The following is a 12,812-nucleotide window of genomic DNA, read 5'->3' as shown; positions in this document are numbered from 1 at the left end:
CCTTGTGGGAGCGAGCAAGCCCGCTCCCACATTTGGTCTGTGTTTACAGCAGGCTGATCGGATAGCTGATGATCAAACGGTTCTCGTCGAACTCGTTGTTGCTGAAGTCGCGGCGGATGGTCGAGTTGCGCCATTTGAGGTTGAGGTCTTTGAGCGTGCCGCTCTGCACGGTGTAGCCCAGTTCGCTTTCGCGGCCCCATTCCTTGCCGTCGCTGGTGGTTGCGGTGTGTACGTTGTCGCCGCTGATGTAGCGGTTCATCAGGCTCAGGCCTGGTACGCCAAGGGCGGCGAAGTTGTAGTCGTGGCGCAGTTGCCAGGATTTTTCCTTCGCGTTGTCATAGCTGGCGTTGTAGCTGTCATTGGCCAGGGTGCCGCCGCTGGTGCCGTTGACCCGCATCCAGGCGCTTCTGCCTGTGAGTTTTTGCAGGCCGACGTAGAAGGTGTTGCCGCCATATTTGGCCGAGAACAGGCCCGACCAGGTCTTATTGTCCAGTTCACCAGCCCGGGCGCTGCCGTCATCCTTGCCGTAGAAGAACCCCAAATTGGCGCCGAATGTCCAGTCGCCCAGCGGTTGGGTGTGGATCAAGTTGACGTATTGCTGGCTGTAGATGTCCTTGAGTTCAGCGTTCCACAGGCCGATCTGAGTGCGCTTGCCGTTGAAGGCGTATTCACCGCCCTGGAAGTTGAAGCGGTCTGAGGTGAACGCCATTTTGCCGGTCATCGACATGTCGTTCATGCTGCTGTCATCGCGCGGGCTGTTGGCGCGGAACTGGCCGCCGTAGAGGGTCAGACCGTCGATTTCCTTCGAGGTGATCTGGCCACCACGGAAGGTTTGCGGCAGCGAGCGGCCGTCGTCCGAACGCAGGATCGGCAATACCGGCATCCATTCGCCGACCTTCACTTCGGTCTGGGACAGCTTGGCCTTGAACGCCACGTTGGTGCGACCGAAGTTATCCGCCGGGCGACCATCGTGATCCAGCGGCAACAACTGCGTACCACCGGTGCCTTTGCCGCCGTCGAGCTTGACCGAATACAACCCCAGCACATCCATGCCGAACCCGACGGTGCCCTGGGTGAACCCGGATTTAGCGTCGAGGATGAAGCTTTGCGTCCACTCCTCAGCCTTGCCCTGGCTCTTGGTCGGGTTGGTGAAGTTACGGTTGATGTAGAAGTTGCGCAGGTTCAGATTGACCTTGGCACCTTCGACAAAACCGGCTTCCTCAGCCATGGCGGGCAGAGCCGCACCGGCCAGTGCGATGGCGATCAGGCTGGGAAAGAAATACTGCGGGGAAGGCGTCATGGGCTTCGGTCTCTCTAATTGTTAGGGATGAAACAGGGCGGTGCCGCAACGTTCGGGTTGCAGACAAAAGATTCGAATTCAGAAAAGCGGGGCGAGGTCAGCCGGACAGGGCAGGGCGCGGGGACATGGTGTCGAACCTGTTGTTATTGGTTTTGTGCGACAGATGGTGAGGGAAACGGACTAAGTGGTTCAATCGGGGGCGGGCGGGTTCTGGGCGATTATCGAACGTAAGATTGATCCGGACTTTGTGGTGTCGGGACCGGCCCATCGCGGGCAAGCCCGCTCCCACAGTGTCCGTGTCGAACCCAGATTCTGTCGGCCCCGCTGAGCCTGTAGGAGCGGGGTCCGTATCGAACACAAACTCTGTGAGCCCTGCTGAACCTGTGGGAGCGGGCTTGCCCGCGATGGGGCCAGCATGACCAATACAACTTTTCCTATGGCCAACAAAAAGCCCACCAATCGGTGGGCTTCGTGTTTACCGTGCTATCAGAACAACTTCATCTTCGGCGCTTCTTCTTTCAATGGCTCGTTCTTCGCCGTCTGTTCATTCCAGCCACCACCCAACGCTTTGTACAGATTGACCGCGCTGACCAGCTGCGCCAGGCGGTCGGTGATCAGCGCTTGTTGAGCACTGAACAGCTGACGCTGGGCGTCGAGGAAGGTCAGGTTGCTGTCGACACCAATGCGGTAGCGACGCTCGGCCAGACGGTAGTAGTCCTGGTTGGCGCTGACGAAGTCGCGCTGAGCCTGCAACTGCTCGGTATAGGTCTGGCGTGCGGCCAGGCCATCGGCGACTTCCTGGAAGGCCGTTTGAATGGACTTCTCGTAGTTCGCCACGCCGATGTCTTTCTGGATCTTGGAGTAATCCAGGCTGGCGCGCAGGCTGCCGGCGTTGAAGATCGGCAGGTTGATCTGCGGCTGGAATAACCAGGTGCCCGAACCGCCTTTGAACAGACCGGACAGGTCCGGGCTCAGGGAACCGGCATTGGCGGTCAGGCTGATGCTCGGGAAGAACGCAGCCCGTGCCGCGCCGATGTTGGCGTTGGCAGCTTTGAGGTTGTACTCGGCCTGAAGGATGTCTGGACGACGTTGCAGCAAGTCCGACGGCAGACCGGCCGGCACTTCGCTCAGCAGGTCGTCCGACAGTGGCTTGGCCGCTTGCAGATTGGCCGGGATACCGGTGCCGAGCAGCAGCACCAGGCTGTTTTCATCCTGAGCGACCTGACGGGTGTATTTGGCCTGTTGTGCACGGGCGTTTTCCACCGAGGTACGCGACTGAGCCAGATCCAGCGCCGAGGCTACACCCACTTCGTTGCTGCGCGAGGTGAGCTTGAAGCTCTCCTCGTAGGCACCGAGGGTTTCCTGGGTCAGTTTCAGCAGCTCTTTGTCAGCCTGCCAGGTCAGATAGGCATTGGCCACACTGGCCACCAGGCTGATTTGCGTGCTGCGGCGCGCTTCTTCAGTGGCGAAGTATTTCTGCAGAGCTTCTTCGCTCAGGCTGCGAACCCGACCGAACAGGTCGAGTTCATAAGCGCTGATGCCAACAGTAGCCGAGTAGGAACTGCTGATGGCCGTTTCACCGGTTTGCGAGGCCCGTGCCGGAACTCGCTGACGGCTGCCGCTGCCGGTGGCCGAAACGGCCGGGAACAGATCGGCACGCTGGATGCGGTATTGAGCCGCATAAGCGTCGATGTTCAGCGCCGCGACGCGCAGGTCACGGTTGTTCTCCAGCGCGGTCTGAATCATCTGTTGCAGCGCCGGATCGTGGAAAAACTGCTTCCAGCCCTGTTCGGCGGCGGCCTGGTTGGGCGCCTGGGCCGGCGAATACGCCGGGCCTTGCGGGTATTGGCCCGCCACCGGTGCTTCAGGCTGCTGATAGTCGGGTATCAGTGAGCAGCCGCTCAGCACGAAGGCAGCGACTGCGATGGAGAGTAGCGACTTGCTCATTAGCCAGCCTCTTTAGATGGTTCAATGGCGTCATCCTGGTCGGCGACTTTGCGCTGGCCCATGGACGACACGGTGACGAAGAACAACGGAACCCAGAAGATCGCCAGCACAGTGGCTGTGATCATACCGCCAATCACCCCGGTACCGATCGCATGCTGGCTACCCGAACCTGCGCCCGTAGAGATGGCCAGTGGAACCACACCGAGCACGAACGCGAGCGAGGTCATGATGATCGGTCGCAGACGCATCCGGCAGGCTTCGATCGCGGCATCGCGCAAGCTACGTCCCTGCTCATGCAGTTCCTTGGCGAACTCGACGATCAGAATGGCGTTTTTCGCCGCCAGACCGATCGTGGTCAACAGCCCCACCTGGAAGTACACGTCGTTGGACAAGCCGCGCAGGCTGGTCGCCATCAGTGCACCGATAATCCCCAGGGGCACCACCAGCATCACCGCGATCGGGATCGACCAGCTTTCATACAACGCCGCCAGACACAGGAACACCATCAGCAGCGACAAGGCGTACAACGCTGGCGCTTGCGAGCCGGACAGACGTTCCTCGTACGACAGACCGGTCCAGGAAATACCGACACCGGCCGGCAGTTTCTTGGCCAGGGCTTCGACTTCGGCCATGGCTTCACCGGTGGAATAGCCAGGCGCCGGGGCACCGAGGATTTCCATCGCTTCTACGCCGTTGTAACGGGCCAGTTTCGGCGAACCGTAGATCCACTCACCCTTGGCGAACGACGAGAACGGAACCATGGTGCCGGCGCTGTTGCGCACGTACCACTTCTTCAGGTCTTCGGGGCTCATGCGAGCGCCAGGCAGGCCTTGGATGTAGACCTTCTTCACGCGACCGCGGTCGATGAAGTCGTTCACATAGCTACTGCCCAGGGCAATCGACAGGGTGTTGTTGATGTCGGTGAGGGTCACGCCCAGGGCGCTGGCCTTCTCATCGTCGATTTCCAGCTGGTATTGCGGCTCGTCGTTCAGGCCGTTAGGACGCACTTGCGACAGGACCTTGCTTTGCGCCGCCATGCCGAGGAACTGATTACGGGCCTCCATCAGTTTTTCGTGACCGATACCGGCGCGGTCCTGAAGGAACACGTCGAAACCGGTGGCGTTACCCAGTTCCAGTACCGCCGGTGGCGCGAAGGCAAACACCATGGCGTCGCGGAAGGTAAAGAAGTGCTGTTGGGCACGGGCCGCCAGTTTGAACACGCTGTTGTCGGCGTTACGTTCTTCCCATGGTTTGAGCATGATGAACGCCATACCCGAACTCTGACCACGACCGGCGAAGTTGAAACCGGTCACGGTAAACACCGAGGCCACCGCGTCGCCTTCACCGCCTTCCTTGCTCGGACGCAGCAGGAATTCGCGCATTTCGTCCACGACCACTTGCGTACGCTGGGAGCTGGAACCGGCCGGTGTCTGCACTTGGGCAAACAGTACGCCCTGGTCTTCTTCCGGCAGGAACGCCGTTGGAATACGGGTGAACAGCCAGATCATGCCGACCACAATGATCAGGTACGCCAGCAGGTACGGGGCCTTGTGCGCGAGCATGTTGCCCACGCCGCGCTCGTAGCTTTTGACGCCACGGTCGAAGCTGCGGTTGAACCAGCCGAAGAAGCCGCGTTTCGGCGTGCCGTGCTCACCTTTCGGAATCGCCTTGAGCATGGTCGCGCAGAGCGCCGGGGTGAAGATCAACGCTACCAGTACCGACAGGGCCATGGCCGAGACGATGGTGATCGAGAACTGTTTGTAGATCACACCGGTGGAGCCACTGAAGAATGCCATCGGCAGCAGTACCGCCGACAGCACCAGGGCAATACCGACCAGGGCACCCTGGATCTGCCCCATGGATTTCTTGGTGGCCTCCTTGGGTGACAGGCCTTCTTCGCTCATGACCCGTTCGACGTTTTCCACCACGACGATGGCATCGTCCACCAGCAAGCCGATGGCCAATACCATACCGAACATGGTCAGGGTGTTGATGCTGAAACCGAACGCCGCGAGGATCCCGAACGTACCCAGCAATACCACCGGCACGGTCATCGTGGTGATGACGGTGGCGCGGAAGTTTTGCAGGAACAGGAACATCACCAGGAACACCAGCACGATCGCTTCGACCAGGGTTTCAACCACGCCCTTGATCGACTCGGTCACCACCGGGGTGGTGTCGTACGGGAACACCACTTCCATCCCTTCCGGGAAGAAGGGCTTGAGGGTATCAATGGTATTGCGCAGGGCTTTTGCGGTGTCGAGGGCGTTGGCACCGTTGGCCAGTTTCACCGCCAGACCGGAGGCCGGGGCGCCGTTGAACTGAGCGCTGATCGAGTAGTTTTCGCCACCCAGACCGACTTCCGCAACGTCGCCGACACGCACTTGCGAGCCGTCCTTGTTGACCTTCAGCAGAATCGCCTTGAATTGCTCGGCGGTCTGCAGACGGGTCTTGCCGATGATTGTCGCGTTCAGTTGCTGGCCGGGCAGGGCAGGCAAGCCGCCGAGTTGACCGGACGAGACCTGAACGTTCTGCGCCGCGATGGCGGTTTTCACGTCCACCGGGGTCAGGTTGTAGTTGTTCAACTTAGCCGGGTCGAGCCAGATCCGCATCGCGTACTGGGCACCGAAGACCTGGAAGTCACCGACACCGGCGGTGCGCGAAATCGGGTCCTGCATGTTCGACACGATGTAGTTGGACAGGTCGTCCTTGGTCATGCTGCCGTCGCGCGACACCACGCCGATGACCATCAGGAAGTTTTTCACCGATTTGGTCACGCGGATACCCTGTTGCTGCACTTCTTGCGGCAGCAGCGGGGTGGCCAGGTTCAGCTTGTTCTGGACCTGAACCTGCGCGGTATCGGAGTTGGTGCCCTGCTCGAAGGTCGCGGTAATGGTCATGTTGCCGTCGGAGTTACTTTCCGACGAGACATAACGCAGGTTATCGATACCGTTGAGCTGTTGCTCGATCACTTGCACCACGGTGTCCTGCACGGTTTGTGCAGACGCGCCTGGGTAGGTCACCGAGATGGCAATGGCCGGAGGCGCAATGCTCGGGTATTGGTTGATCGGCAGTTTGAGAATCGATAGAGCCCCGACCAGCATAATCACCAGGGCAATTACCCAGGCGAAAATCGGACGGTCGATAAAAAATTTCGACATGGTTTACTCCCCTTTGCCGCCGGCAGCAGTATTAGCTGCCTGTGCGGTGGCCGGGCTCTTTGCGCCAACGTTAGTGGCTTCAGTGGCTTTCACTTCGACGCCAGGTCTGACGTATTGCAGCCCTTCGGTGATCACGCGATCGCCTGCCTTCAGACCATCTTCAATCAGCCATTGGTTGCCGACGGTGCGGCTGGCCTTGAGCTGACGCAGTTCGACCTTGTTGTCCGGGCCGACGACCAGTGCGGTCGGAGAGCCTTTGAGGTCGCGGGTCACGCCTTGTTGCGGGGCCAGAATCGCCGCGCTGTCCACACCGGCCTGCAACTGGGCGTGAACGAACATGCCCGGCAGCAGGGTGTGATCGGGGTTCGGGAACACGGCACGCAGGGTCACGGAGCCGGTGGTCTGGTCAACCGAAACTTCGGAGAACTCAAGCTTGCCGTCCAGCTTGTACTGGCTGCCATCTTCGAGAGTCAGCTTGACTGCGGCGGCATTATCGCCAGCCTTTTGCAGACGACCGCTTTCCAGTTCGCGGCGCAGCTCAAGCAGCTCCACCGAAGACTGGGTGACGTCGACGTAGATCGGGTCCAGTTGCTGAATGACGGCCATGGCGTCGGTCTGGCCGCTGCTGACCAGCGCGCCTTCGGTCACTGAAGAACGGCCGATGCGACCAGAGATCGGTGCGTAAACCTTGGTGTAGCGCACGTTGATCTGGGCGGTCTGCAAGGACGCTTCCGATTGCAGGCGGTTGGCCAGCGCGGTGTCGTATTCCTGACGGCTGACAGCCTGTTCGTCGACCAGTTGCTTGTAGCGGTCGGAGATCGACTTGGTCGAACGCAGGTTGGCTTCGGCGCTTTTCAGGGTCGCGTCATAGACCGATGGGTCGATCTGATAGAGCTGCTGACCGGCCTTGACGTCGCCGCCTTCCTTGAACAGTCGCTTGAGAATGATGCCGTTGACCTGTGGGCGAACTTCGGCGATGCGGAACGCACTGGTGCGCCCCGGAAGTTCGGACGTCAGGGTGAAGGCTTGTGGTTGCAGGGTTACGACGCCGACCTGAGGGGCTGGTGCGGCAGGTGCCGCCTCTTCCTTTTTACATCCGCTGAGTAGCGATGCCAGGGCGACGGCAGTAACCAGAGCGGTAACAGCTGGCTTGAATTGCATGAAGATCCTCGGGTCAGGCGCGCACATTGCGCACAAGAAATGTGGAAGGTTAAAAAATTTACGCCGGGTGGATAAGTAGCTTGCTAAGGAATATACTTACGTTCATGGTTGTTTGTAAAGGCCTTGGCGGTGTACCCACACGGTTACAAAAGCCGTTCAAAGGTTTGAATTGTAGGCCTGATGAGACGCCCAAGAGCGCTCGCCCCACTTTTATTCAGCTGATATTCAGACATCGCTGATGCACCCTGATTGAGGTTTTACTGCCATGGTCCGTCGTACCAAAGAGGAAGCTCAAGAAACCCGAAGCCAGATACTCGAAGCGGCAGAAAAAGCCTTTTACGAGCGGGGCGTGGCACGCACGACGCTGGCGGATATCGCGACCCTGGCCGGCGTGACTCGCGGGGCCATCTACTGGCATTTCAGTAACAAGGCGGATCTGGTGCAGGCGATGCTCGATACCTTGCATGAGCCGCTGGATGAAATGGCCAAGGCCAGTGAAAGCGAAGATGAACTCGATCCGCTGGGCTGCATGCGCAAGCTGCTGATTCATTTGTTTCATCAAGTTGCCCTGGACCCGAAAACCCGGCGCATCAACGAGATTCTGTTTCATAAGTGCGAGTTCACCGATGAAATGTGCGATCTGCGCCAGCAGCGCCGAACGGCCAGTCTCGATTGCAATGTGCGAATCGCTCTGGCCCTGAGTAATGCGGTGAATCGCGGGCAGTTGCCGGAAAACCTCGACACTGCCCGCGCGGCCATCAGCCTGCATGCGTATATCGATGGCATCCTGTATCAGTGGCTGTTGGCTCCCGACAGTTTTCAACTGCACACCGAAGCCGAGCGTTGCGTCGATACAGGGTTGGATATGCTGCGCTGGAGTCCGAGCCTGCGCAATTGAAACAAAATGCGTAATTGGATCCATTTGTGTCAAGACTTGAAGCGGGGAAATGTCCCTGCTTCGCTCGCCTTTCTGTAATGGGGTGCTTTTATATACGTACGTTTGCCAGGTTGATAGGTAGCGAGCTACGTATTTTGTAGGAATTTTGTGTCGAGTCTGTGAATGAATGTTAACAACCCGGGCTACAAGGGCGCCGAGCAGCCGATAAAGGGTATTGCGCTGATCTGCCTTGCGGTTTTGTTGTTCGCCAGTCACGACACGTTGTCCAAGTACCTGTCCGGGTTCTATCCGATTGTGATGGTGGTTTGGGCGCGCTACGTGGTGCACACCTTGTTGATGCTGGTGATTTTCGTGCCACGCAGTGGTTTCTCGGTGGTAGTGCGCACCAAGCGTCCGGGTTTGCAGTTATTACGCGCCCTGTGCCTGATCGGCACCAGCCTGTTTTTCACTACCGGCCTGCGTTACATCCCCTTGGCTGAAGCCACCGCCGTCACCTTTCTTGCTCCTTTATTGGTGACCGCGTTATCCGTACCGTTGCTGCATGAGCGGGTAACCCGCAATCAGTGGCTGGCGGTGCTGGGTGGATTTGTCGGCGTGTTGATCGTCGTGCGGCCCGGCGGTGCGCTGTTCACCCCGGCGATCTTGTTGCCACTGTGCTCGGCCTTGTGTTTTGGCTTCTATCAATTGCTCACCCGCCTGCTCAGCGGTATCGACAGCCCGACCACCAGCAACTTTCTCACCGGTATTCTCAACAGCCTGATCATGACTGCACTGTTGCCGTTCTTCTGGAGCACGCCGACGCTGCTACATGGCCTGTTCATGATCGGGTTGGGCACTTGCGGCATGCTCGGTCATATGTTGCTGACCCAGGCCTTCCGCCATGCGGCACCGGCGATGCTGGCACCCTTCAGTTACGGGCAGATTCTGTTTGCCGGGATCTACGGGTATGTGATCTTCGACCATGCCCCGGACAGTTTCGGCGTGATCGGGATTGCGGTGATTTGCCTCAGCGGTCTTGCGGTCGCCTGGGATCAAAGCAAGCGTCGTGGTTGATCCGACTAATTTCAGAACCTGCGAGTAACCCTTTATCAGGCCGATGGTGTCATAAAGGCGATCATCTTATAGTTGTAAGGGTAAACCGGGTTTTCATTTTGTAGGGCTGCGCCGCAGGTGATTGGTTCGGCGCCGATAGAGTAAGCATTGGTTTCCCAGAAGAGTTCGACTTCTGGAATTCGGTGGCCCGCAGTTTGTCTGTGGCAATAATTGAGCGTGGTGTCGAACTGTACTTTTTGTTTGTAGTTGGTGTAGCAGATGTAAGTGGTGAATACCTCTTTTTTGATATCGTAATCAATGTCGATGTCCTGCTTCAAATGAGGATCTCCTTCAAACGTCATAAAGACGGTCTGGTAAGGGAGGATCTTGTCGATGCGAGTCACAGGTGGGTGCTTTGGAGAGGAATCATCAAGCCAGAAAGTAGAATCCGTGGCGTTGGTGATTTGCAGGAGAACCGTAAGTTTGTTCGGGTCTAAAACATCCATGTTTATATGTCCTTATTGAATTAAGTTTGTTGTTTTGCAGTTCGTTAGTTGCTGGGTGAAGATTAAGTTTATATTGTTCGAATAGCGACTATTTAAATGTATGTAAATGAAAAAAGCCCTGGCTCTTTCGAGGCAGGGCTTCTTGTTTTTTGATGTTGTTTACAGTGCCGGGTAATCGATGTAACCGACCGGCCCCTTCGCATAGAACAATTCCGGACGTGCTTCATTCAACGGCGCATCGGCCTTCAAACGCGCCGGCAGATCCGGGTTCGCAATGAACGGCACACCGAACGCCACCGCATCAGCCTTGCCGCTGGCCAGCCATTCGTTGGCGCTGTCCTTGGTGAAGCGTTCGTTGGCGATGTACGGGCCACCGAAGGCTTCCTTCAGTTGTGGGCCGAGGCTGTCGCCAGCTTCTTTCTCGCGCGAGCAAATGAAGGCGATGCCACGCTTGCCCAGTTCGCGAGCGACATAGGTGAAGGTCTCGGACAGGTTTTCGTCGCCCATGTCATGGAGATCGGCACGCGGTGACAGGTGCACACCCACGCGGCCCGCGCCCCAGATTTCGATGGCGGCATCGGTCACTTCCAGCAACAGGCGCGCACGGTTTTCCAGGGAGCCGCCATAGTTGTCGGTGCGCTGGTTGGTGCTGCTTTGCAAGAACTGGTCGAGCAGGTAACCGTTGGCGCCGTGGATTTCCACACCGTCGAAACCGGCAGCCTTGGCGTTCTCGGCACCCACGCGGTAAGCGTCGATGATGTCGGCGATTTCAGCGGATTCCAGGGCGCGCGGGGTTGGGAAGTCGGCCAATGGACGCACCAGGCTGACATGACCCTTAGGCTGGATGGCGCTCGGCGCGACCGGTGCTTCGCCGTTCAGGTACAAGGGGTGGGAAATCCGACCCACGTGCCACAGTTGCAGGAAGATTTTGCCGCCAGCGCCGTGGATTGCTTTGGTCACGTTGCTCCAGCCGCGCACCTGGTCGTTGGACCAGATGCCGGGAGTGTCCGGGTAGCCCACGCCTATCGGCGTCACCGACGTGGCTTCGCTGAGGATCAGGCCGGCAGAGGCGCGTTGCACGTAGTACTCAGCCATCAGCGCGTTCGGCACACGGCCTTCGTCGGCGCGGCAGCGGGTCAGCGGCGCCATGATGATGCGGTTGGCCAACTCGAGGTCGCCCAGTTTGATCGGATCGAAAATAGTCGTCATGAAATAGCTCTCTTTAGCGATCAGTTAGTAGCGGGGGCCAGTTCGGCATTGCCGCTCTGACGGAAAGTAATCAGGGTCACCAGCAGGGCGAGTACCGCCAGTGCGGCTGCTGCGAGCGGCACGCTGGTGAGACCGAAGCCGTGGGCAATGACGCTGCCGCCGACCCACGCACCGAGTGCGTTGCCAACGTTGAAAGCGCCGATGTTCAGGGTCGACACCAGGTTCGGTGCCGCCTTGCCGTAGGTCACAACGTTCACTTGCAGGGCGGGCACGGCGGCGAAGCACGCGGTGGCCCAGAGGAACAGGGTGATTTCGGTCGGGATCACGGCAATGCTGGTCCAGGTCAGCACGGTGGACACGACCGCCATGGTGATGAACACACCGATCAGCGTTGCAGCCAGGCTTTTGTCCGCCAGCTTGCCGCCGATGATGTTGCCGACCGTCAAGCCCAAGCCGATGAGCATCAAGGTCCAGGTCACGCCGCGTGGCGAGACTCCGGTGACCTCGCCCAACAGCGGGGCGACATAGGTGAACAAGGTGAAGACCGAGGCGGCGAACAGCGCAGTCATGCTCAGTGACAGCCAGATCCCAGCGCCTTTGAGGGCGCGAAGTTCGGCGCGCATGTCGAGCTTCTCTTCATCGCGCTTGGCCGGCAGGAAGCGAATCAAACCAATCAGCGCAATCACACCGATCACGGTCACCGCCCAGAAGGTCGAACGCCAGCCGGCTTCCTGACCGAGCGCAGTGCCCAGCGGCACGCCGAGGACGTTGGCCAGGGTCAGGCCGGTGAACATCAGGGCCACGGCCGACGCACGTTTGTTGGCCGGTACCAGACCTGCTGCCACCACCGAACCGATGCCGAAGAAGGCGCCATGACACAGCGCGGTGACCACACGGGCAAACATCAAGACGTTGTAATCACTGGCCAGGGCGCAGAGCAGATTGCCGATGATGAAGATGCCCATCAACGCTACCAAAGCGGCCTTGCGTGGCAGTCTGGCGGTGGCCAGTGCCATGAACGGTGCACCGATGGCCACGCCCAGGGCGTATCCGGTCACCAGCCAGCCGGCGCCGGGGATCGACACACCGAGATCGGCCGCCACCTCGGGCAACAGGCCCATGATGACGAACTCGGTGGTGCCGATGGCGAAGGCGCTCAAGGCCAGAATGAGTAGCGAGAGGGGCATTGTCAGTTCCTTGTCGGAGCGCGGAGCTCCTTGTCGATGGCGTCGAGGAACGCCTGAATCACGTCCTCGTTGCGTTTGAAGAAGTGCCATTGACCGGCCTTCTGGCTGCTGATCAGTCCCGCCCGTTGCAAGGTCGCCAAATGGGCGGACACGGTCGACTGCGACAGGCCGCAGCGTTGATCGATCTGTCCGGCGCAAATGCCGTACTCATGGTTGTGGAGCTGTTCCGGGAACTGGACTTTTGGGTCTTTCAGCCAGATGAGGATGTCTCGGCGTACTGGGTGTGCCAGCGCTTTTATTATTTCGTCGAGGTCGAGGGTCATGGTTTGGGCTCGTGATGAGTAAAACGCTATATCGCGATGAGGCGAACTTTAAATCGGTATTTCGCGATATACCAATATGATTTTGGTC

Annotated in this window: 10 protein-coding genes; 2 read left to right on the top strand and 8 right to left on the bottom strand. The window is 58.9% G+C overall.

The genetic code is table 11. The annotated features are described in order from the left end of the window. Positions 1–43: 43 nt before the first annotated feature. The 4 genes from KVG95_RS12370 to emhA all read right to left on the bottom strand — a co-directional run bounded on the left by KVG95_RS12370 (position 44) and on the right by emhA (position 7,569). A complete protein-coding gene (locus KVG95_RS12370; protein ID WP_217856660.1) occupies positions 44–1,300 on the bottom strand; it encodes an OprD family porin in 1,257 nt (418 codons plus the stop codon). A 486-nt stretch (positions 1,301–1,786) separates the two neighbouring features. After that, positions 1,787–3,247: an efflux RND transporter outer membrane subunit EmhC gene (gene emhC, locus KVG95_RS12365; RefSeq protein WP_052966924.1), complete on the bottom strand. Its 1,461-nt coding sequence runs from the start codon at positions 3,245–3,247 to the stop codon at positions 1,787–1,789. Next, positions 3,247–6,408, bottom strand: coding sequence for an efflux RND transporter permease subunit EmhB (emhB, locus tag KVG95_RS12360; RefSeq protein WP_052966923.1), 3,162 nt, complete (start codon positions 6,406–6,408; stop codon positions 3,247–3,249). Before emhB ends, emhC begins: the two co-directional genes overlap by 1 nt. Before the next feature lie 3 nt (positions 6,409–6,411). Further along, positions 6,412–7,569 carry an efflux RND transporter periplasmic adaptor subunit EmhA gene (emhA, locus tag KVG95_RS12355; protein WP_217856659.1) on the bottom strand — a complete coding sequence of 386 codons (1,158 nt, stop codon included), beginning with the start codon at positions 7,567–7,569 and terminating at the stop codon, positions 6,412–6,414. Positions 7,570–7,834: 265 nt separating this feature from the next. On the opposite strand from emhA, the gene emhR reads away from it, so the two are divergent. After that, complete coding sequence (gene emhR, locus KVG95_RS12350; RefSeq protein WP_217856658.1) at positions 7,835–8,467, top strand: efflux system transcriptional repressor EmhR; 633 nt, start codon at positions 7,835–7,837, stop codon at positions 8,465–8,467. Between the two features lie 162 nt (positions 8,468–8,629). Then, complete coding sequence (locus tag KVG95_RS12345; protein ID WP_217856657.1) at positions 8,630–9,520, top strand: DMT family transporter; 891 nt, start codon at positions 8,630–8,632, stop codon at positions 9,518–9,520. Positions 9,521–9,555: 35 nt separating this feature from the next. On the opposite strand, the gene KVG95_RS12340 is transcribed toward KVG95_RS12345, so the two are convergent. The 4 genes from KVG95_RS12340 to KVG95_RS12325 form a co-directional block, all read right to left on the bottom strand. Continuing rightward, on the bottom strand, positions 9,556–10,005 hold the full coding sequence (locus KVG95_RS12340) for a hypothetical protein (protein ID WP_217856656.1): 450 nt from the start codon (positions 10,003–10,005) through the stop codon (positions 9,556–9,558). A gap of 159 nt (positions 10,006–10,164) precedes the next feature. Next, positions 10,165–11,214 carry an alkene reductase gene (locus tag KVG95_RS12335; protein ID WP_217856655.1) on the bottom strand — a complete coding sequence of 350 codons (1,050 nt, stop codon included), beginning with the start codon at positions 11,212–11,214 and terminating at the stop codon, positions 10,165–10,167. A gap of 20 nt (positions 11,215–11,234) precedes the next feature. Next, the gene (locus KVG95_RS12330; protein WP_217856654.1) at positions 11,235–12,401 is read right to left on the bottom strand and encodes an MFS transporter; all 1,167 of its coding nucleotides are present in this window, start codon (positions 12,399–12,401) and stop codon (positions 11,235–11,237) included. A 2-nt stretch (positions 12,402–12,403) separates the two neighbouring features. Further along, a complete protein-coding gene (locus tag KVG95_RS12325; RefSeq protein WP_052966917.1) occupies positions 12,404–12,724 on the bottom strand; it encodes an ArsR/SmtB family transcription factor in 321 nt (106 codons plus the stop codon). Between the last annotated feature and the right edge of the window lie 88 nt (positions 12,725–12,812).

Origin of the sequence: Pseudomonas farris (assembly GCF_019145235.1) — a bacterium.
Classification (GTDB): Bacteria; Pseudomonadota; Gammaproteobacteria; order Pseudomonadales; family Pseudomonadaceae; genus Aquipseudomonas; species Aquipseudomonas farris.
This window is presented reverse-complemented; position numbering and strand designations above follow the sequence as displayed.

Coding starts and splice junctions, on each gene's coding strand:
- KVG95_RS12370 (WP_217856660.1), bottom strand. CDS start 1,300: ATGACGCCTTCCCCGCAGTATTTCTTTCCCAGCCTGATCGCCATCGCA.
- emhR (WP_217856658.1), top strand. CDS start 7,835: ATGGTCCGTCGTACCAAAGAGGAAGCTCAAGAAACCCGAAGCCAGATA.
- emhB (WP_052966923.1), bottom strand. CDS start 6,408: ATGTCGAAATTTTTTATCGACCGTCCGATTTTCGCCTGGGTAATTGCC.
- KVG95_RS12325 (WP_052966917.1), bottom strand. CDS start 12,724: ATGACCCTCGACCTCGACGAAATAATAAAAGCGCTGGCACACCCAGTA.
- KVG95_RS12335 (WP_217856655.1), bottom strand. CDS start 11,214: ATGACGACTATTTTCGATCCGATCAAACTGGGCGACCTCGAGTTGGCC.
- KVG95_RS12345 (WP_217856657.1), top strand. CDS start 8,630: ATGAATGTTAACAACCCGGGCTACAAGGGCGCCGAGCAGCCGATAAAG.
- emhA (WP_217856659.1), bottom strand. CDS start 7,569: ATGCAATTCAAGCCAGCTGTTACCGCTCTGGTTACTGCCGTCGCCCTG.
- KVG95_RS12330 (WP_217856654.1), bottom strand. CDS start 12,401: ATGCCCCTCTCGCTACTCATTCTGGCCTTGAGCGCCTTCGCCATCGGC.
- KVG95_RS12340 (WP_217856656.1), bottom strand. CDS start 10,005: ATGGATGTTTTAGACCCGAACAAACTTACGGTTCTCCTGCAAATCACC.
- emhC (WP_052966924.1), bottom strand. CDS start 3,247: ATGAGCAAGTCGCTACTCTCCATCGCAGTCGCTGCCTTCGTGCTGAGC.